Here is a 19,551-nt window from a genome sequence, read left to right on the forward strand (position 1 = left end):
CCAGCTCATCCACGGTTTAAGCCACCTGAGGGGTGACGGGCTCTCGACCGCCGCCACGGATCAGGCAAGCACCTGGTCCGTGGCACCTCAACAATGCACGATTCCAAACACACAAGGGGTGTTCCAGCTTGGCAAGGACGGAGATCTGTCACGCACCCCTCAACCGTCTCGGCGCTGCGCGCCGATCCACCTTCTCCCACAAGGGGAGAAGGGAGAGGCAGGCCCAGGCCAGGCGCCTCAAATCACATTCAATTCCCGGAACGCCCGGCCCTCGGCCACCCGTTCGTAGCCAAACGCCGAGCAATCGATCGTCCGGTAGCCGCCATGCACGATCAGTTCCGCCAGCGCCTTGCCGACCGCCGGCGCTTGCTGCAGGCCGTGGCCGGAAAATCCGTTGGCGAAGAGGAAATTCGTCACTTCGGGGTGCGGGCCGATCACCGCGTTCTGGTCGAGCGTGTTATAGTCATAATGCCCGGCCCAGGCACGCGTCGGCTTGATCGCCTCGAAGGCCGGGATGCGGGTTGCCAGCACCGGCCAGATCACCTCTTCGAACAGCGGCCAGTCGACGTCGAAATCGCCGGGATCGGCCGGGCCGTCGCCCTCTTCCGGTTCGGCGCCGCCGGTCAGGTAGACCGAGCCTTCCGGCCTGACATAGATGCCCGAGGGATCGACCAGCAGCGGCATGTCGGCATATTTCTCGCGCGCCTCGAAGACGAAGACGTTGCGCTTGCGCGGCTCGACCGGCAGCGCCAGCCCGGCAAGGGCGGCGACCTTGCCGGCATTCGGCCCGGCGGCGTTGATGACGGTGCCGGCCTCGATCCGGTCGCCATTATCGAGGCTGACGCCGGTGACGCGGTGGCCCTGCCGCTCGATACCGGTGACCGAAGCGCTGATGAAGTCGATCTTCTTCTGCCGCAGCGCCTTGCGGAACAGCGTCAGCATCGCATGCGCGTCGAACCAGCCCTCGCCCGTCCGGCCATAGGCGCCGGCGGTGATGCCTTCCGCCGACAGCCAGGGGAAGCGGCGCGTCAGCTGGTCGGCGTCCTCGAGCAGTATGTCGGCGCCTTCGGCGACCTGCGCCTCGTGGTTGGCCCTGAGGATCGGCAGCCCCGCCTCGCCGGCAAGGATGAGATAACCGCCCTCGCGAAAACCGATATCGGCGTCAGTGCCGAATTCTTCCTTCAGCCGCCGGAACAGTTTCAGCGTGAATTGCGACAGGCGGATGTTTTCCGGAATCGAGAATTGCTGGCGGATCGAGGCCATGGATAGCGTCGTCGCCGCATGGGCGAATTGCGGATCGCGCTCGATCAGCGCGATCGAGCCGGAAAACCCTTCCTCGCGCAGATAATAGGCGACCGAGGAGCCGACGATGGCTCCACCGATGATAACGATGTCGTAGCGCACTTTTTTCTCCGATCCGCCGTCCACAGTCTACGCGACCGGCAAAGTGATCTCGAAGCGCGTGCCGCGCTCGGAGTCAACCAACCTGATCGTACCATCATGCGCTTTCAGGAGGGCCAGCACGATGCCGAGGCCCATGCCGGTGCCGCCGGTAGAGCGCCGCGTGGTGAAGAACGGCTCGAAGATGCGCGCCTGGTTGCTTGGCGAAATGCCGGCGCCATCGTCGCTGACCAGCACGGTCGCCTTGCCGCCGGCGCTTGCGGCAGTGATCGAAACTTGCGTCGCGCCGTGCCTGGCCGAGTTGTCGATGAGATTGCCAAGCACGATTGCTCCGTTCTCGGCCGAGATGCGCAAGGCCAGATCGCCGCCGGCCTCGACGCCAACCGCCAGCCTGGTGTCGACGGGAAGCAGCGCCAGCGCCGACCTGACCGAGGTGCTTTCGCCGCTGGGCGCGAGGTTTTCGGCCCGCGCCAGGTCGAGCAGCCGCCGGACCAGCAGGTTGAGCCGTCCGGCATCGGTGACGATATTGTTGGAGAAGCGCCGCCGCTCGTCATCATCCATCGCCGCGCCGGAATCGCGCAGCAGTTCGGCCGCGCCCTGGATCGCCGTCAACGGCGATTTGAGCTCATGCGAGACGTGGGTGGCAAAGGTCTGGATCGAATCCGAGCGCGCCTGCAGTTTCTCCGCCATGTCGAGAAACGCGGCGGACAGTTCGGCCATTTCGCGCGTGCCATGGTGGTCGAGCGGCCGGATCGCGTCGCGCTCGCCGGCGGCGATGCGCTGGGTGCGGTCGATCAGCGCATAGATCGGCCGGCTGACAGTGCGCAGGAAGACGAGGCCGATGAGCAGCGTGCCGCCGAGGATGGCGATCGCCGCCGCCGTCACCTTGCCGCGTTCGCCATAGAGATGTTTTATGATGTTGTTGGGCGTCCGCGAGACATAGACCACGCCGGCGACCTTGCCGTTGACGGCAACCGGCAGGGCGACGAAGACGCGCACCTTGGTGCCGCGGCTGACCGAATAGAGCGGCGGCGCCGGCTGGTTGGGGATGCGCAGCCGGAGCGCGCTGGCATAGCGCCCGGCAAGTGCGGCACGCACCTCCTCGACCCCGGCAAGCGACTGCCCGATTTCGTCGCGCCCGGCAATGACGACACCTGCGGGATCAAGCAGCCGGAAACCGGCCAGCGTGGTCTTCTGCGTCGCATCGAGAATGCCGGTCAGGCGCGCGCCGATCGCGGCGAAAGCGGGATCGGCCGTGGCGGGCATCCCGGCAGGCCGGGTCGCAAGCACGTAATCCGAGGCGAGATCGAGCCGCGGCTCGATCGGCCGATAGGGCGATTCGGGATTGGCGCTTCGGCTCGCGCCGCCATTGGCCCCAGGCATCGGCGCGCCGAGCTTTTCCGGCAAAATGCCGGCGTCGCGCACCTCCTGCGCATAGATGGCGGCGATGGCGGCACCCTGCGCGATCAGCTCCGCCTCGGTCTGGCGGATCAGCTGGTTCTCATAGAGGCGGAAGAAGAACAGGCCGACCAGCGGCAGCGCCATCACCAGGATCAGGATGGCGACGACAACCGTGGCGAGACGAGGCCGCCATTTGCGGCCGATCCACTTGCTGCCAATCCATTTGCTTGACGTCGTCAGCCGCATCGGCCGAGCCGGAAGCCGACGCCATGCACCGTCTCGATGACCTCCGGGCAACCCACCGCCGCCAACTTGGCGCGGATGTTGCGGATATGGCTGTCGACGGTGCGGTCGGCGACATGGATCTTGCCCGCATAGGCACTGGCCATCACCGCCTCGCGGTCGAGCACATGGGTGGGCCGCGCCAGAAACCCTTTCAGGATCGAGAACTCGATCCCCGTCAGGGCCAGCGGCTTGCCGTCGAAGGCGGCCGCGTGGCTGGCCGGCGCCAAGGTGAGCTTGCCCTGCGCGAACTGCCTGTCGTCGGCGGGTTCGGGCGCGACGGGGCGGGCGCGCCGCAGGATGACGTTGACGCGGGCGACCAGCTCGCGCGGGCTGAACGGTTTGGTGACATAATCGTCGCCGCCCATTTCGAGCCCAAGGATGCGGTCGATCTCCTCATCTCGCGCGGACAGGAACAGCACCGGCACGTCTGATGTGTGGCGCAGCCGCCGGCAGACCTCCAGCCCGTCCATCTCAGGCATGCCGATGTCGAGCACGACAAGGTCGGGCGTGCGCCGTTCGATCGCCTGCAGGGCGGCGGCGCCATCGGCCACGGCAGCCGTTTTCATGCCGGCCTTTTCCAGCGCGAAGCAGATCACTTCGCGGATATGCGGGTCGTCGTCGGCGACGAGGATGTGATGCGGCATGGCTCAGCGATCCGGCACGGGTTCTGCGACACCAGGAACAATGATCGGCTGCCTGCTGTCGAGATAGCGAAGCAGGCGCCAGTCGCGAAAGCTCCAGCTCCGCCAGTTTTCCTGCATGCTGCGATACCAGCCTTCATCGACACCGCGCAACCTTGCCAGTTCGCCGACGGCGCCGGCATCGGCCGTCTTACGCTGACGATCGAAGAAGCGGTCGAGCGCCGGAAAGGCGCCCGGGCCGAGCGAGCGCAGATACCAGGCGTCGAGGGGAATGCCCTGGCCGGTCATTTCAAGGGAATGGTCGACATTGTAATTGGCGATCAGCGCGGCGAAGTTGATGAAACAGCAGGCATAAAGCGCCAGGGATAACGTCAGAAGATTGGCGGAGAGCAGCCATTCATTGGATTTTCCGAGCGCGATGCGGGCGATGATCAGCGCAAGCCCGGCCGCCACCAGCCCCATCCAGACGAAAGCAGCGACGCGCCAGCAGGTCAGCGCATAGATGCCGACATAGAGGTCGAGCCGCAGGATCGACGAGGCGACCAGCACGATGTTCTGCGCTACCAAGGCATAGACCAGGCGGCGGATAAGCGGATCGGCCGATGCCTCGCTGCCGGGCCTCAGCGCCGCAAGGACAAAACCGGCGGCGAGCAGCGCGGTGACAACAAGCGGATAGGCGCCTCGATGCGCGTAGGCGGCGTAGCTCAAGCCATCGGGAAGCGCGACCCCGCCCCACAGATAGGTGGCGTCGAGCCCGCTCTGCATCGCGAACAGGATGTTGAAGACAACGAGCGCTCGAAGGATAGCCGCCTTACCGAAGGCGATGTCCTCGACAACATGCCTGTCCGGGCCAGCCGCCGGCTGGGCATCGGCAGGGGGATGATCTGGCCGGAAAATACGCCGCCGGAATCGGGGCAGGCGCGGCCGCAGAAAGGCCCAGACGCCGGCAAGCACGAACAGCCAGAAGGCAATCCGCGTCAGCTGGATCAGGTCGAGCAGCCTGATGAGATCGATCAGCGACAGCCAGTATTCGATGACCGGATTGGCGGCGCCGAACAGGGCGACGAAGACGGCGCCCAGCGTCAGCGGCATGACCCAGACCGCGATCGCCGCCAGCCTTATGCGATGCCCGCCGAACCGCCGCGCCGCCCTTCGCCACTGGAGAAAATCGCCGAGGAACCGGACCGGCGCCGCCAGCCCGAACAGCACGACCTGGCCGGTAATGCGCGCCATGCGGTGCCGCAGCCGGCCACTCAGCGAAAGCGCGAACGCCACCAGGGCCGCGAGCGCGATCGAGACGGACAAGGGGCTGACAGTCTCGGCCAGCGGCAGCAGCGCGACAAGCAAGGCGGCTGACTTGAGCCACACCTTGCCATCGTTGAACGCGGCGGGATGCACGGCCACCACCGCCGCGGCAATCAGGATGGCGAACAGGAGAACCGTGATGCCGGCGGGCTGGCCGTAGAACAGGAAATCGGCGATCGCGACCAACAGCAGGGCAACGCCGAAGCGGCTGCGATAGCTTGGCGCCGAAGTGAGCAACACTGTCATGACCTGATCGTCCCCATGGCTTCCAGTCGGGCCGTCGGAGGGCGTCTGCGGACGAAAGGGATGAGGGTTGCCGTCGCACGTGGTGGATCGGCCAGCCACCAGCCTTCGCTGCGCAGCCTGTGGGGCAGGGACCAACGGGGTTTTGCTCGCTTTTGCATGCCGCCTGTCTCGCAGGCCGGCCGGGTGGCGATGCGGCGGATCGGAGGAGGTTTTCGGCAGGCGTGTGCAGTTTTCGTGCAGGGCTGGTGCGCTGCCCGCCATTCTTTGCGGACGCGTTGGCGTACCCCAGCCAGGCTCCTTTCCTCTCCCTCCGGAGGGGGGAGAGGTGGCTCGGCGAAGCCGAGACGGAGTGGGGGAACCACCTGGCAACCGCCGCAAACGGACATAGGAAAGGGCACCGGGCGCAAGCATCGCATCGCCTTGCGCCCAAAGGTCGACCCCACTCCGTCGAGCTTCGCTCGACACCTTGCCGGGGCGAGCCGCGGGTCTCGCCCGTCCTTCGGACCCCCCGATCGACGGGGGAGAGGAAGGGCGCCCTTCGGCAACGGCTGCGGAGGACAGGCAAGGGACGGCGCAAGCTTTCGCGGTTGGCTCGTATCAGGTATCGGTCGGACGCTTGCCTCGCCCGACCGCAACCGGCATAGATCGGGCATGGAAACCTACCGTCCGCGCCGCTCCGTGCTCTATGTCCCGGCCTCCAACGACAAGGCGCTGGCCAAGATCGCGCAGCTTGCCTGCGACGCCGTCATCATCGATCTGGAGGACGCCGTCGCTCCCGCCGACAAGATCGCCGCGCGCGAGAAACTGGCCGGCATTTTCGCCAATCGCCCTGGTGCCGACCGCAATGGCCGGCGCTGCGAGATGGTGGTGCGCGTCAATGCGCTGTCCAGCGAATGGGGCACTGAGGATCTTGCCGCCGTGGCCAAGGCGGAACCGGACGGCATCCTGCTGCCCAAGGTCGACACACCGCGCGACGTGCTCGAGGTCGGCGATGTGCTGGACGACAATTTTGCCCCCGACAGCGTGAAACTATGGGCGATGATCGAGACGCCCAAGGCCATGCTCAACATCGGCGCCATCGCCGAACTCGGCCGCGACCCCGCCTCGCGGCTGGATTGTTTCATTGCCGGAACGAATGATCTGATCAAGGATACCGGTGTCCTGGCGACGCCCGACCGCGCCTATCTCCTGCCATGGCTGATGCAGATGCTGCTGGCGGCGCGCGCCGGCGGCCTCGACATGCTCGATGGGGTGTTCAACGATTTTCGCGACCCGGACGCGTTTGCCCGCGAATGCACGCAGGCCGCCGCCATGGGCTTTGACGGCAAGACGCTGATCCATCCATCGCAGATCGAGACCGCCAACCGCGCCTTTGCCCCGTCGGCGCAGGCACTGGCCGAGGCGCGCGCGGTGAAGGATGCCTTCGCGCTGGCGCAAAACAGCGGCAAGGGCGTCATCGCGCTGAACGGCAGGATGGTCGAGCGGCTGCACCTGGCTCAGGCCGAAAAACTGCTGGCGAAGGCGGCCGCCATCGGGGCATGATATTCGCCGACTTGGGATACACGACAGGAATTGGACGATGAAACTCTACCGCTTTCTCACCGCCCCGGACGACGCCAGCTTCTGCCACAAGGTGACGGCGGCGCTGAACAAGGGCTGGCACCTGTTCGGCTCGCCGACCTATGCCTATGACAAGAAAGCCAAGACCATGCGCTGCGGCCAGGCCGTGGTGAAGGATGTCGACGGCCAGGAATACGGGCCGGATACTAAGCTCAGCGACTGGTAGGGGGAAAGCGCCGCGGCCCTCTCTCTTCGTCATCCTAGGGCGAAGCAAGGAGCGAAGCGACGCGGCGCAGACCCTAGGATGACGAAGGCACAGCCTATTCAGCAGCCTCTTCGATCTTTTCCATATCATCGTCCGACAGGCCGAAATGGTGGCCGATCTCGTGGATCAGCACGTGGGTGACGATGTCGCCCAGCGATTCCTCGTTCTCGGCCCAGTAGTCGAGCATGGCGCGACGATAGAGCGTGATGCGGTTGGGGCCTTCCCCGGTTTGCGGGTTCCAGCGTTCGGCGATGCCGCGCCCCTCGAACAGGCCGAGCAGGTCGAACGGCGTCTCCAACGACAAATCGTCCATGATCTCGTCGGTCGGGAATTCGGCGATCTGGATGACGATCTCGCCGGTCAGCTTGCGAAAATCCTCCGGCAGATGGGCGTAGGCCTCCAGGGCCAGGAACTCCAATTCTTCCATCGAGGGCGCAAGTTCGCCATGCCAGGTGCGGGTCTTGTAGATGCGGGCCATGCTTTGTCCTTTAATCCCGGCATATAGGTGTTCGCACCGGTCGAGGCAAATGACGCCTATACGCCGGCGTCGCGCCGGGAGAGGAATAAATTCCTTATGACTCTGCTTGACTCTTCCAGCGCCCTCTGGAATCAATAGGAACATAACAGGAACAATTGTGAGTGGAAGCTGACCGTCATGGCGATGACCGCCGTGGCGCGGGAGACTGTTTTTGCCCTGCGCCGCCAGATCGCGAAAATCGAGGGAACGCTGCCCGAGCGCCTGCAGGCGCCGGCGGCGGCGCCCCTTGATGCCGGCGCCAGCGCTGACCCCACGCCAGGCAGCGATCTGACGATCATCCGGCGCGGCCTTGCCGCGGCCTTGCCGGATGCCTTCCTGCCCATCGGCGTCGAGCGGCTCGATGCCGCGCTCGGCGGCGGCCTGCCGAAAGCCGCCCTGACCGAAATCCATGGCCTGGAAACCCGCGATGCGGGAGCCGTGGCCGGCTTCGCCCTGTCGCTCGTCAGCCTGATCCTCAACCAGGCGCAGGGGCTGCCCATCTTATGGATCGGGACATCGGAAATTTTCCACGAGGCCGGCTTTCCCTATGCCAGGGGGCTGCATGCCGCCTTCGGCATCGAGCCCGGGCAATTGCTGTTTTCCGAGGCGCCCAGGCTTATCGATGCGCTGTGGATCGCCGAGGAGGCGGCACGCATGACGGCGCTTGCCGCCGTCATTCTGGAAATCCGCGGCAATCCGCAGCGGCTGGACCTGACCGCGACACGCCGCCTGCATGCGCGGGCGCAAGGTGCCGGCCGGCCGGTGTTCCTGCTGCGGCAGGCGGCCGAGCCGGAACCGACGGCGGCGCCTATCCGCCTCATCGCCGCGTCGGCGCCGGCCGTGCCGCGCGCCACGGTCGCCGGGCCGCTCGCCGGTTCGATCGGCCACCCCGCCTTCACCATCAGCATCGGCAAGAGCCGCACGGCCTTGCCTGGACAATTCATACTGGAGTGGAACCCCGATGAACGCGTATTCGACGAAAGAAGGGGCGAGGAAGAGCGGGCAGAGAATCCTGTCCCTGTGGTTTCCCTATCTGGCGGCCGAAAGGATCCTGCGGCAGCGTCTGGGGAAATCCTGGCGTTCCCGACCCTCGGATCATCCGTCGCCATCTCACCCACCGCTCGTGATCAGCCACCGCCAGGGCAACGCGCAGCGCATCTCAGCCCTCGACGAGCGGGCTGAGGCGCTGCACCTGAAGCGCGACATGGGGATTGCCGATGCGCGCGCCATGCATCCGTCGATCGACATCGTCGAAGCCGATCCGGAGGCCGACCGGCGCCTGCTCGAGGGCCTTGCCGACTGGTGCGACCGCTACACGCCGCTGGTGGCGCTGGACAGCATCGACGGCCTGTTCCTCGACGTCACCGGCTGCACCCATCTGTTCGGCGGCGAACGCGCCATGCTCGACGAAATCCTGTCGCGCTTCTTGCATCAGGGTTTCGACGTCCGCGCCGGGCTTGCCGGCACGCCCGGGGCGGCCTGGGCGGCGGCACGCTTTTGCGGCGACCGCATCGTTCTATCGGGCGAGGAGGAAGCCTTGCTTGCTCCCTTGCCGCTGGCCGCCCTTCGCATAGCGCCGGAAACCCGTGCCAGCCTGGAAAGCGTCGGGCTGCGCACGGCGGGCGCCGTCATGGCCGCGCCGCGCGCGCCGCTTGCCCGCCGCTTCGGCGCCTTGCTGCTCCAGCGCCTCGACCAGGCGCTTGGCCGTCTCGACGAAGCGATCTCGCCGCGCCTTCCCGTCGCGCCGCTTTCGGTCGAACGCCATCTCGCCGAACCCGTCACGCTGACGGAGGAGATAGAGCGGCTGGTGGGCATGCTGGCGACGACCTTGAAGACCGACCTCGAACGCCGCGGCGAAGGCGCCCGGACACTGGCGCTGCTGCTCTTTCGCGTCGACGGCGCCGTCAGCCGCATCGCGCTCGGCACCTCGCGGCCGATGCGCGAACCCTTGCTGATCCGGAAATTGTTCCATGAAAGGCTGGCAGCACTCGAGCAGCATATCGATGCCGGCTATGGCTTCGACCTGGTGCGCCTCTCGGTGCTGGCTGTCGCCGCTTTCGACACGCAGCAGACCGATCTGACCGGTGAAGCGGCCGACGACGGTGCCGACATCGCCCTGTTCGCCGACCGTATCCGCGCCCGTCTCGGCGAGAGCGCGGTTCTCCAGCCTGTCCCTGTGGAAAGCCATCTGCCCGAACGCGCCGTCGCCATCGTCCCCTTCAGCGAGGCGCCGCGCCGGACCACGCCGCCGAAGAAGCCGGACAGGATGCAAGCGCCGATGACCATCTTCCCGCCGGAACGCCCGATCCGGCTGTTCCGCGCGCCCGAGCCCATCGATGTGCCGGCCACCGAAATGCCGGAGGGACCGCCGCTGCATTTTCGTTGGCGCCGCGCGCTCTACCGCGTCACCCGTGCCGAGGGTCCGGAGCGCATCGCCGCCGAATGGTGGCGCGAGGCGCCGAGCGATCCGGCGGCATCGACACGAGACTATTTCCGCATCGAGGATGCCGATGGCCGCCGCTACTGGCTCTACCGGCAAGGCCTTTACGGCAGCGCCTCGCAGATCCCGCCGCGCTGGTTCATGCACGGGGTCTTCGCATGAACGCGCTGACCGTCATTCCCTATGCCGAGTTCGGCATCCAGTCGAATTTCTCCTTCCTGCGCGGCGCTTCCAAGCCGGAGGAACTGGTGGTCGCGGCCAAGCTCATGGGTTTCTCCGCGATCGGGCTCGCCGACCGCAACAGCGTGGCCGGCGTGGTGCGCGCCTGGCAGCAGGCCAAGGTCGAAAAGCTTGCCTATCATCCTGGCTGCCGGCTGGTTTTTGGCGACGGCACGCCGGACATTCTCGCCTATCCCAGGGACCGCACGGGCTGGGGGCATCTGTGCCGCATGCTCACCCAGGCCAATCTGCGCGACGAGACCGAAAAGGGCGCCACCTTGCTCCAGCGCGGCGACTTGCTCGAATGGGGGGACCGGATGTCGCTGGCGGTCTTGCCCGATCTGGCGCAGGACGCGCAGGACAGTCTGGCCTTGCTGCGGGAACTCGAGGGCCGGCTCGGCAGCGCCCTGCGGCTCGGCGTCTCGCCCTGTTATGCCGGCCATGACCGCTTCAGGATCGAGCAGGCGGCGGCGTTTGCCGAAAGCACCGGCATTCCGCTGATGGCGACCAACGACGTGCTCTACCACACGGCCGAACGCCGCCCCTTACAGGATGTGCTGACCGCGATCCGCCTCAATGTTCCGGTCGCCGAGGTAGGGCTGGAGCTGACCGCCAATGCCGAACGCCATCTGAAGCCGCCGCTGGAGATGGCGCGCCTGTTCCGCAGGCATCCGCGGGCGCTGGCGGAGACGCTGCGTTTCGGCGAAGAGCTGACCTTCTCGCTCGGCGACCTTCAGTACAATTATCCCGATGAGCCGACGGAATCGGGCCTCGGCCCGCAGGCGGAGCTGGAGCGCCTGGCCTGGGAGGGAGCGGCCCGGCGCTTTCCCGCTGGTGTCCCCTCCAGCGTCATAAAACGCATTCAGGAAGAACTCGCCCTGATCGAGCGGCTGAATTACGCCCGCTATTTCCTGACCGTCCATGACATCATCAAATTCGCCCGCGGCGAAGGCATTCTCTGCCAGGGCCGTGGTTCCGCCGCCAATTCGATCATCTGCTTCTGCATCGGCATCACCGAGGTGGGACCGGACAAGATCGACACGCTCTTCGAGCGTTTCATCTCGGAGGAACGCAACGAGCCACCGGATATCGATGTCGATTTCGAGCATGAGCGGCGCGAAGAGGTGATGCAGTACATCTATACGAAATACAGCTCCAAGCGCACGGCGCTCGCCGCCGCCGTCATCAGCTATCGCGGCCGTTCGGCGCTGCGCGAAGTGTCGAAGGCGATGGGCCTGTCAGAGGATGTCCGGGCGTCGCTTTCCGGCTCGATCTGGGGCTGGTCGACCTCGGAGCTCGGCGAGAAGGAAGCCAGGGCCGGCGGCCTCGACCGCAGCGATCCCATATCGCGGCATGTGATGGAACGCGCCAACGAGATCATGGGCTTCCCCCGCCATCTCTCCCAGCATGTCGGCGGCTTCGTCATCACCAGGGACCGGCTCGACGAAATCGTCCCCATCGTCAAGACGGCGATGGACGAGCGCAAGATGGTCGAATGGGACAAGGACGATCTCGACGCGGTGAAGATCCTCAAGGTGGATATACTGGCACTCGGCATGCTGACCTGCCTCCAGCGCGCTTTCACCTTGCTCGAAACCCAATACGGCGTCAGAGACGACTATGGCAGGCCATTGACCCTGGATACGATCGCCAAGGAGGATCCCCGCGTCTACGACATGATCTGCCGCGCCGATACGCTCGGCGTCTTCCAGATCGAATCGCGCGCCCAGATGTCGATGCTGCCACGGCTGAAGCCGCGCGAATTCTACGATCTTGTCATCGAGGTGGCGATCGTGCGGCCAGGCCCGATCCAGGGCGATATGGTGCATCCCTATCTGCGCCGCCGCCAAGGCAAGGAAAAAGCCGAATATCCCAAGCCGGAGCTGGAAAAAATACTCGGCAAGACGCTGGGCGTGCCGCTGTTCCAGGAGCAGGCGATGAAGATCGCCATCGTCGCCGGCGGCTTCAGGCCGGGCGAGGCCGATGAACTGCGCCGCGCCATGGCCACCTTCAAGCGCACCGGCACCATCGGCAATTACCGCCAGCGCATGATCGACGGCATGACAGGCCGAGGCTACGAAAAGGACTTCGCCGAGCGCTGCTTCAAGCAGATCGAGGGTTTTGGCGAATATGGCTTTCCCGAGAGCCACGCCGCCTCCTTCGCGCTGCTCGTCTATGCCTCCTGCTGGTTCAAGACCTTCTATCCCGACGTGTTCTGCGCCGCGATCCTGAACTCGCAGCCGATGGGCTTCTATCAGCCGGCGCAGCTGGTGCGCGACGCCCGCGACCATGGCGTCGACATCCGCGAGGTCGACGTCAATTTCTCCGTCTGGGACTGCACTTTGGAAAAGGCGCCTTTCGACCCGGCCCGCATCCTGCCGCGTCATGCCGGGATGCGCGGCGTCATCGAGACAAGCCATGCGCTGCGGCTCGGCTTCAGGCAAATCAAGGGACTTTCCAAGGAACGCATGGAGGCTTTCGTCGCCCGGCGCGGCGCCGGCTACTCGACCGTCAGGGATGTCTGGCTGCGCTCCGGCCTCAATGTCGACGAGATCGAGAAGCTGGCGCAGGCCGACGCCTTTCGGTCCATCGGCCTCGACCGCCGCGCAGCACTGTGGGAGGTCCGCGCGCTCGACGGCAAGAGCGCCGCCGAGAAACTGCCGCTGTTCGACCAGCCGGCGCTCAGCCTGCGCGAGCTGGAGCCCGAGACGAGACTGCCGAAAATGCCGCTCGGCGAGCATGTCATCCACGATTACCGCTCGCTCGGCCTGTCGCTGAAGGCGCATCCGGTCGCCTTCCTGCGCGAGCGGCTCGACCGCGCCGGCGTCACCCCCAATGCCAGCCTGCCTTCCGTGCGCGACGGCAGGCGGGTCTCCGTGGCCGGCCTGGTGCTGGTGCGCCAGCGCCCCGGCAAGGGCAACGCGATCTTTCTCACGCTGGAAGACGACAAGGCCGTCGCCAATGTCATCTTCTGGGAAAGGACCTTCACCCGCTTCCGGCCCATCGTCATGGGCGCCCGGTTTGTGAAGGTCACCGGGAAGCTGCAGTCGGAATCAGGTGTCGTCCATATCGTCGCCGAGAAGATCGAGGATCTGACGCCCTGGCTGACCGTGCTGCTGGAGAAAGTGAGCGGGGCCGGGGCGCCGGGTGCCTCCTCTGCGGCCGCGAAGGCAGAGGCTCCTGATCGAGATAGCAGACCCGCGCCACGCAATGCGCCGGCCGGACAGGATCTCGCAACGCTGTCGGAAGAGGCGGAACGCGTCATGCCCAAGGGACGGAATTTTCAGTAAGCACGTGGGAACAAGCCGCGTGGACGCTCTACGGCGCCCCCCTCTGCCCTGCCGGGCATCTCCCCCACATGGGGGGAGATTAGCAGCGTCGCCGCCCCGCCTCCTCTGACAAAGTTGAAGGTTGGCGAAAGCCGAGGTAACAGCCAATCTCCCTCCTTGTGGGGGAGATGCCCGGCAGGGCAGAGGGGGGCGCTGGCCCGCCAGCCTCTCGCAACTCTACTATCAGCTAAGAACTCTAACTCGGCCCGCCCAGCTTCGGCGGCGACAGCACGTCCTCGGCCGAGATGGACCGCGCCTCCGAGGGCAGCATGATCGGGATGCCGTCGCGCACGGGATAAGCGAGCTTGGCGACCCGCGAGACCAGCTCGCCACGCTCGGGGTCCCAGGCCAGCGGCCCCTTGGTCAGCGGGCAGGCCAGCAGTTCCAGCAGCTTCGAGTCGACGCTGGTTTTCTTTCCGTCACGCCCATCCGCCGCCATCAGATCCTCTTCCGGTTTCACGCCGACAATATGTTGAGATTCAGGTCAGCCCGGCTGAATATCGGCACATCCTACTGCAGGCTCGAGCCAAAATCCTCATTCTCGCGCGCCAGCGTCATCTCGGTGATGGCGATCAGCGTCTCGGCCCGCGTCTTCAGGTCCGCGGCTTCCAGCAACGCCTGCTTCTCGGCCGGTCCATAGGGCGCCATCATCGACAGCGCGTTGACCAGCATGGCGTTTTCGGCCCGGCTGACGCTTTCCCAGTCGGCTTCCAGATCGTTGGCCTGCAGATAGGCGCGAAAGGCCCGCAGCAACGCCGGCCGGTCGATTTCATCAGCCGCCTGCTCCTCGTCGAGATCGGCCAGGAAGGGTGCCGGTTTGCACTGGCGGAACGGCGTCTTGACCGTCAGCTCGTGGGCGATGCGGAACCGGCACACGCCTTGCAGCGAAATCAGGTAGCGGCCGTCGCCGGTCTCTGAAAAGGCGATGATGCGACCGATGCAGCCGACATTGCAAAGCTCCGGCTCGCCATCCTCGCGCAATGCGCCATTGAGACCGGGCTGGATGATGCCGATGAGACGCGAGCCGGCGACCGCCTCGTCCACCATCTGCAGGTAGCGCGGCTCGAAGATGTTGAGCGGCATGCGGCCGCCCGGCAAAAGGAGCGCGCCCTCGAGCGGAAAGATCGGGATCGTCAACGGCAAATCCTTGGCGAGCCGGTAATGCGCGTTTCCCGCTTGCACCTCATTCCTCCGATCGCTTCCATGGCGAAGCGTCAACCCTGCCCTGTCCTATCTGGCGCTCAGGCCCGACGCCGCAAGCCTGTGCGACAAAACAACCGATAACCGGCTCAGGAAAACAGCAACGCCGACAATTTGCGGCGCGCGGCAAGCGTCGCCTCGTCGGTCATGCCCCAGGCCTCGAACAGTTGCAGCAACTGGGTCCTGGCGCCGTCCTCGTTCCAGGCGCGGTCGGCCTTGATGATGGCCAGCAGATTGTCGGCGGCCGCGGTGCGATCGCCCCTGGCGTTCTGGATCATGGCCAGATCGAAACGCGCCTGATGGTCCTTGGGATTTTCTGCAAGCCGGCGTTCGAATTCGGCCGGGTTGCCGAGTTCGGCCGCCTGCGCGGCAAGCGCCATCTTGGCGCGCAGGGCGGCGAGCGCCGGCGCGTCCTTCTTGGCCTCGGGCGCCGTTGCCAGCAACGCCTCGGCGCCTTCCGTGTCGCCGGCTTCGAACAGCAGCTCGCCCAGCCCGCCAATCGCCTCGACCGTCTCCGGCGCCTGCGCCAGGATGGCGTCATAAATGTCGGCGGCGGCCTGCATGTCGCCGGCGTCGCGCGCTTCCACGGCCGCCGCCAGGGCCTCGGCCACCGGCGGCGCGCCATTGCCCTTGCCGCCGACCTTGGTGATGAATTCGTTGATCTGGCTATCGGGAATGGCGCCCATGAAGCCGTCGACCGGTTGGCCGTCCTTGAAGGCGATGACCGCCGGAATCGACTGGATGCCGAGCTGGCCGGCGATCGAGGGATGGTCGTCTATGTTCATCTTGACCAGCTTGACCTTGCCGCCGGCGGCCTTGACCGCCTTTTCCAGCTGCGGCGTGAGCTGCTTGCAAGGGCCGCACCACGGCGCCCAGAAATCGACCAGCACCGGCTGGCGGCGCGATTCCTGGATGACGTCGGCGGCGAAGGCGGCGGTCGTCGTGTCCTTGATGACATCGCCGGCGGGGGCGCCCGCGGGCGCATCGCCAAGCGCTGCCTTCGCCGGCGCCGTGGCCGTTCCGCCATACTGCACCGTGGTGGCATACTGGCCGCCATTGTTTCCGAATGATCCGCCAAACGGATTGTTGTCGCTCATCTCGTCACCCTTTCGGTCGCGCTGCCGGCCCGCGGCTCGGCGCCATGTCTCAATTGGAAATCGGCTTCGCCATCCATGTGGCGATCATGCCGAGACTTTCAAGATAGCAGCATCGTGCCCGGTTGCCTCGACGAATCTGATGAGATCGGCCGCCGCGATCGACGTCGTCGCCTCGTTGGTCAGCGGATGCGCGTTGATGACGGCATGCGCCATCAAATCCTTGTCGAGCACCAGCTTGACCCTGTTTTCCCTGTCATTGATGACGCCGAAGACGGTGACGGCGCCCGGCGTGACGCCCAAAAGCTCCATCAACATTTCCGGCTTGCCGAAGGAAACCCGGCTGGCGGCGCCGATCGACTGATGGATCTGCTTGAGATCGACGACCGCGTCCTCGCCGACGGTGACCAGGAAGAAATTGTCCTTCTTGTCCTTCAGGAACAGGTTCTTGGTGTGTCCGCCGGCGATTTCGCCGCGCAGCGCCTGCGAATCGGCCACCGTATAGAGCGGCGGGTGGCGTTTCGTCGAAACGGCGATGCCCAGTTCGGCGAGAAAGGCGAAAAGCTCGGCTTCGGTCTTCGGCATTGGATTTCTTCTTCGGCTGGTTTGCGGCCATGCCGTTTATCGCATCGGCCACGGAATCGGAATCATTTTTGCGCAAGCCTGGTGCGCGCCGCCGCGAAAGCCGGTTATTCCCATGCACGCGGCGATGGTGCGCGCCGCGACGAGGCGGCAACGGTCGGGCCGCCGCCCAACACGGCCCCCAGATCCGGCGAGAAGCCTTGTCACGGCGGCTTGCCTGCATCATGGCGCCGGGCAGCAAAAAGCCTGTTATTTCCCTGTTGCAATCGCCGCGCTCTTCAGCCATATAGGCCCGGCTTGCGGCCAAGACGCCGTGTGAGCGGGTGTAGCTCAGGGGTAGAGCACAACCTTGCCAAGGTTGGGGTCGAGCGTTCGAATCGCTTCACCCGCTCCAGTTTCCTCAAGGGAATCAAGCATCGAAAAGCCGCGGTTCGCCGCGGCTTTTTCGTTTTCTGTGGCGGTTGAAGCGCAGCCACCTCAAGCCTGCGAAGGGCGGTGGCGCCGGCAAATCGGATGGGCCTGGGCTTCCGCCCGCATGAGCCGATGCAGCGGCAGGGCGTCCATGTCGCGGAGCTCCATCCAGCATCAGGAGCCTGCCGTCCCGGGAGGCCGGGTCATGGTCGAGCTGATCAACGTGGCGGCCAGACGAGCTCACGCGGCAATGGATCGCGTTGGTATTGGCTATCGCTGCCGTGAGCGTCGCTCTCTTCAAAAATGACCGACCGGTGACAGGCCGTCAAACTATTCATCGGTGGCGGCGCAAGTCGCGGCCTCGTCGCCCCAGTCAGTTCATGGCCTGCAGATGCCGGTAGGAACGGTCGGTCAGCTCTTGCATATCCATATCATTGAGCCAGCCATGCCGAAATACGAGCTGATTTACTCTGACTGCGCCTTGTTCACGCCACGCCGCGCTTTCTGCTCCTCGAGCAGCGTATAAGCCACAAAATATTTGTAGATATTTCCGACATACTGAACCGTTTCGCGCCCAACCACCGTCGCGGCGCCGTTCTCCACATTGCCGAACCATAGATCGGGGTTGAGGCCCATCGTCTTCGCGGCACTGCGAAATTTGCGCAAGTTGCCGGGCCCGGCATTGTAGGCGGCAAGCGTCAACAGCGCCCTGTTGACTGGGTCGAGTTCGGCATCGTTCACATAGGTTGCCGACAAATAACGCATGTATTTTGCGCCCGCTTCTATATTGCGATCCGAGCTTTCCGCTATGCCGCTGATGCCTATCGCCTTATCGGCAGCAGTCGACGGCAACATTTGCATGATGCCGACGGCGCCCCGAGAGCTGCGTTCGCTCTGGTCGAGACGCGATTCCTGGTATCCCTGCGCGGCCAGCAGCAACGCATTGAGTTTGTAGGCAGCGCTATATTTCTCGAAGGCGTCGCGCAGAGCCTGGAATTTATCGACCTCGGACTGCTCGTAGGCGGAACGCACCATCTTGTCATCCTGGTAGTAGCGCTTCTTCAAAATGTTGCCGAAGGTCGTCCCGACCTTGTATTGCTTGACGAAAGCGTTGAGCCTTTTCATCAGTTCCGGGCTGTTCTTGCGGACCGCCCAGGCGATTTCCCCGTCCTGCGCTATCGCAATGTCATCGTGCAGTTCGATGTTATCGAAGACCCTGGACCAGATCCGCGCCTTGTGGCCGTCGACCACGCACCAGGGCAGCAGGCCGGCATTGACCATCTCCAGAAGATCCTCATCCTCGAGATTTTCGTCGATCGGCGCGATGCCGATCTCGGCTTGGCCCGCCGCGCGCCGGTCGCTGTTGAGCTTTTGCAGATGCTCGAAATAGCTGCTGCTCGCGCGAACGCGGATTTCCTTGCCGCCGAGATCGTCGATGGCGGCGATTTTCGGCGCGGCCGGGCCGGTGACCAGGATTTCTTTCACGCCGCTCGCCAGGGGATCCGTGAAGTCGACGATCTGCTGCCGTGATGGGGTAATCGTCAGATTTGCCGCGACAATGTCTCCGCGCCCTTCGATGAGCGCGGGAAGCAGCCGGTCCCGGGCCACCGGCACGAAGGCCACACGAATTTTTTCGATTTCCTTTTTCTTGTTCTTGTTGATCTGCCGCTCAAGCGCCTGGCCAAACTCGACCGCCGTGCCAAGTTGCTCACCACGGTCGATGAAGTAGATCGTCTTGCTGTAAGGGACCAGGATTCGGATAAGACGTCTCTTTTCCATTCCGCCGTAGTCGCCGGTCCAGGCGTCAAATCCGGGGCGCAAAGCGGCCTCTTTGGACTGTGAGAGATTGGGGAAAAGCAGCGAGGCCAGGGCAAGCACGATGAGGGCCGGCACGATGCGCGCTACGGCCCTCCGGAAGATCAAAGCCGCGCCACGGCTGTTTCGCCTTGTCACCAGAAGGAAGAACTGAAAAGTATCGAGTATCAAGTCGGCCATTATCATCCCGGTTCACCCCTCTGCTTCGCCGAGCCATCAGATCATGGATCGAACGTCATCTGAGCCAACTGTTGCTGGAGTATGGTATTCGAGTTTTCTTGTGCACGACAAAAGCCCGCATCTTGGCCAAGTCGAGCCAGGTGGCGGAAACTCGGCCAGGAGCATGTGTTCTCCATTGAGGCATGCTCATTGGAAGCGATCGGCCATTTGCCACGGAACAAAGAAACGCCAGCGCGCCAACCGGCGCGATCCACGCGCAATGAAGTTGACATTGCCCCCAGCCTCCACGACCCTTGCACCGGCGTACCCCACCGATGCCACCCGCTCCTTCATTGCGATCCGCATGGCGGTGCCTGGTCGCCAGCTTGCGGTTCGCTGCCCTAAATAGCAGTTTTGGCGTTGCAGCGCCACGCCCAAGGGCGGCCCGCAAGACCGTCGCGGCGATGGAACTGCTTTCGGACAAGATCATGCTGCAGCAAGAACTGGATCACGACGACGTTTCGACAGTCACACTGACCTGAAGGCATGAAAGCCGCCGCATGTAGGGGGAATTGCGGCGAAAACAACCAGTTGATGCATGTCGCCCGGAAGTGTCCTCGTTCCGGAACCACGACATGGACAAATCAGAACCTTGAGGCAAGATGGCGATGGAGCAGGCCG

15 protein-coding genes and 1 tRNA gene are annotated in these 19,551 nt (G+C 64.8%); 6 read left to right on the forward strand and 10 right to left on the reverse strand.

All coding sequences use genetic code 11. From position 1 onward, the window contains the following. Positions 1–237 precede the first annotated feature (237 nt). From EN804_RS33035 to EN804_RS33050, 4 genes are read right to left on the reverse strand one after another with little or no spacing between them, the layout of a single operon-like run. The gene (locus EN804_RS33035; RefSeq protein ID WP_135922175.1) at positions 238–1,404 is read right to left on the reverse strand and encodes an FAD-binding oxidoreductase; all 1,167 of its coding nucleotides are present in this window, start codon (positions 1,402–1,404) and stop codon (positions 238–240) included. Between the two features lie 27 nt (positions 1,405–1,431). Then, a complete protein-coding gene (locus EN804_RS33040; protein WP_135922176.1) occupies positions 1,432–3,048 on the reverse strand; it encodes an ATP-binding protein in 1,617 nt (538 codons plus the stop codon). Further along, the gene (locus EN804_RS33045; RefSeq protein WP_127276548.1) at positions 3,039–3,731 is read right to left on the reverse strand and encodes a response regulator transcription factor; all 693 of its coding nucleotides are present in this window, start codon (positions 3,729–3,731) and stop codon (positions 3,039–3,041) included. The genes EN804_RS33040 and EN804_RS33045 overlap by 10 nt, the downstream gene beginning before the upstream one ends. A gap of 3 nt (positions 3,732–3,734) precedes the next feature. Then, positions 3,735–5,279, reverse strand: a complete 1,545-nt coding sequence (locus EN804_RS33050; protein ID WP_135922177.1) for a DUF4173 domain-containing protein — start codon at positions 5,277–5,279, stop codon at positions 3,735–3,737. A 651-nt stretch (positions 5,280–5,930) separates the two neighbouring features. Here EN804_RS33050 and EN804_RS33055 point away from each other — a divergent pair. Both EN804_RS33055 and EN804_RS33060 read left to right on the forward strand, forming a co-directional pair. Continuing rightward, a complete protein-coding gene (locus EN804_RS33055; RefSeq protein WP_127280998.1) occupies positions 5,931–6,821 on the forward strand; it encodes a CoA ester lyase in 891 nt (296 codons plus the stop codon). Between the two features lie 37 nt (positions 6,822–6,858). Next, the gene (locus EN804_RS33060; protein WP_027145959.1) at positions 6,859–7,065 is read left to right on the forward strand and encodes a DUF1737 domain-containing protein; all 207 of its coding nucleotides are present in this window, start codon (positions 6,859–6,861) and stop codon (positions 7,063–7,065) included. A 94-nt stretch (positions 7,066–7,159) separates the two neighbouring features. On the opposite strand, the gene EN804_RS33065 is transcribed toward EN804_RS33060, so the two are convergent. Further along, positions 7,160–7,582, reverse strand: coding sequence for a metallopeptidase family protein (locus EN804_RS33065; RefSeq protein ID WP_127280999.1), 423 nt, complete (start codon positions 7,580–7,582; stop codon positions 7,160–7,162). Between the two features lie 177 nt (positions 7,583–7,759). Here EN804_RS33065 and EN804_RS38350 point away from each other — a divergent pair, with 177 nt between their 5' ends. From EN804_RS38350 to EN804_RS33080, 3 genes are read left to right on the forward strand one after another with little or no spacing between them, the layout of a single operon-like run. Then, positions 7,760–8,803 (forward strand): hypothetical protein, encoded by a 1,044-nt coding sequence (locus EN804_RS38350; RefSeq protein ID WP_135922178.1) that lies wholly within the window; start codon positions 7,760–7,762, stop codon positions 8,801–8,803. Next, positions 8,745–10,223 carry a DUF6504 family protein gene (locus EN804_RS33075; RefSeq protein WP_127872757.1) on the forward strand — a complete coding sequence of 493 codons (1,479 nt, stop codon included), beginning with the start codon at positions 8,745–8,747 and terminating at the stop codon, positions 10,221–10,223. Before EN804_RS38350 ends, EN804_RS33075 begins: the two co-directional genes overlap by 59 nt. Continuing rightward, positions 10,220–13,570, forward strand: coding sequence for an error-prone DNA polymerase (locus tag EN804_RS33080; RefSeq protein ID WP_135922179.1), 3,351 nt, complete (start codon positions 10,220–10,222; stop codon positions 13,568–13,570). The genes EN804_RS33075 and EN804_RS33080 overlap by 4 nt, the downstream gene beginning before the upstream one ends. A gap of 235 nt (positions 13,571–13,805) precedes the next feature. Here EN804_RS33080 and EN804_RS33085 read toward each other — a convergent pair whose 3' ends face one another. The 4 genes from EN804_RS33085 to EN804_RS33100 form a co-directional block, all read right to left on the reverse strand. After that, positions 13,806–14,048 carry a Trm112 family protein gene (locus EN804_RS33085; protein ID WP_135922191.1) on the reverse strand — a complete coding sequence of 81 codons (243 nt, stop codon included), beginning with the start codon at positions 14,046–14,048 and terminating at the stop codon, positions 13,806–13,808. Positions 14,049–14,119: 71 nt separating this feature from the next. Then, entirely contained in the window at positions 14,120–14,791 is a 672-nt protein-coding gene (locus EN804_RS33090; RefSeq protein WP_127281055.1) for an LON peptidase substrate-binding domain-containing protein, read from the reverse strand. A 107-nt stretch (positions 14,792–14,898) separates the two neighbouring features. Then, entirely contained in the window at positions 14,899–15,906 is a 1,008-nt protein-coding gene (trxA, locus tag EN804_RS33095) for a thioredoxin (protein WP_135922180.1), read from the reverse strand. A gap of 84 nt (positions 15,907–15,990) precedes the next feature. Then, positions 15,991–16,488 (reverse strand): prolyl-tRNA synthetase associated domain-containing protein, encoded by a 498-nt coding sequence (locus EN804_RS33100; protein ID WP_127281199.1) that lies wholly within the window; start codon positions 16,486–16,488, stop codon positions 15,991–15,993. 316 nt (positions 16,489–16,804) lie between these two features. Here EN804_RS33100 and EN804_RS33105 point away from each other — a divergent pair. Continuing rightward, positions 16,805–16,879 (forward strand) — tRNA-Gly (locus tag EN804_RS33105). Between the two features lie 482 nt (positions 16,880–17,361). Here the strand turns inward: EN804_RS33105 and EN804_RS33110 are convergent. Beyond that, entirely contained in the window at positions 17,362–18,891 is a 1,530-nt protein-coding gene (locus EN804_RS33110) for a lytic transglycosylase F (protein ID WP_135922181.1), read from the reverse strand. Between the last annotated feature and the right edge of the window lie 660 nt (positions 18,892–19,551).

Origin of the sequence: Mesorhizobium sp. M8A.F.Ca.ET.161.01.1.1, assembly GCF_004792105.1 — a bacterium.
Taxonomy (GTDB): domain Bacteria; phylum Pseudomonadota; class Alphaproteobacteria; order Rhizobiales; family Rhizobiaceae; genus Mesorhizobium.

Coding starts and splice junctions, on each gene's coding strand:
- EN804_RS33040 (WP_135922176.1), bottom strand. CDS start 3,048: ATGCGGCTGACGACGTCAAGCAAATGGATTGGCAGCAAGTGGATCGGC.
- EN804_RS33045 (WP_127276548.1), bottom strand. CDS start 3,731: ATGCCGCATCACATCCTCGTCGCCGACGACGACCCGCATATCCGCGAA.
- EN804_RS33050 (WP_135922177.1), bottom strand. CDS start 5,279: ATGACAGTGTTGCTCACTTCGGCGCCAAGCTATCGCAGCCGCTTCGGC.
- EN804_RS33055 (WP_127280998.1), top strand. CDS start 5,931: ATGGAAACCTACCGTCCGCGCCGCTCCGTGCTCTATGTCCCGGCCTCC.
- EN804_RS33060 (WP_027145959.1), top strand. CDS start 6,859: ATGAAACTCTACCGCTTTCTCACCGCCCCGGACGACGCCAGCTTCTGC.
- EN804_RS33065 (WP_127280999.1), bottom strand. CDS start 7,582: ATGGCCCGCATCTACAAGACCCGCACCTGGCATGGCGAACTTGCGCCC.
- EN804_RS38350 (WP_135922178.1), top strand. CDS start 7,760: ATGGCGATGACCGCCGTGGCGCGGGAGACTGTTTTTGCCCTGCGCCGC.
- EN804_RS33080 (WP_135922179.1), top strand. CDS start 10,220: ATGAACGCGCTGACCGTCATTCCCTATGCCGAGTTCGGCATCCAGTCG.
- EN804_RS33085 (WP_135922191.1), bottom strand. CDS start 14,048: ATGGCGGCGGATGGGCGTGACGGAAAGAAAACCAGCGTCGACTCGAAG.
- trxA (WP_135922180.1), bottom strand. CDS start 15,906: ATGAGCGACAACAATCCGTTTGGCGGATCATTCGGAAACAATGGCGGC.
- EN804_RS33100 (WP_127281199.1), bottom strand. CDS start 16,488: ATGCCGAAGACCGAAGCCGAGCTTTTCGCCTTTCTCGCCGAACTGGGC.
- EN804_RS33110 (WP_135922181.1), bottom strand. CDS start 18,891: ATGGCCGACTTGATACTCGATACTTTTCAGTTCTTCCTTCTGGTGACA.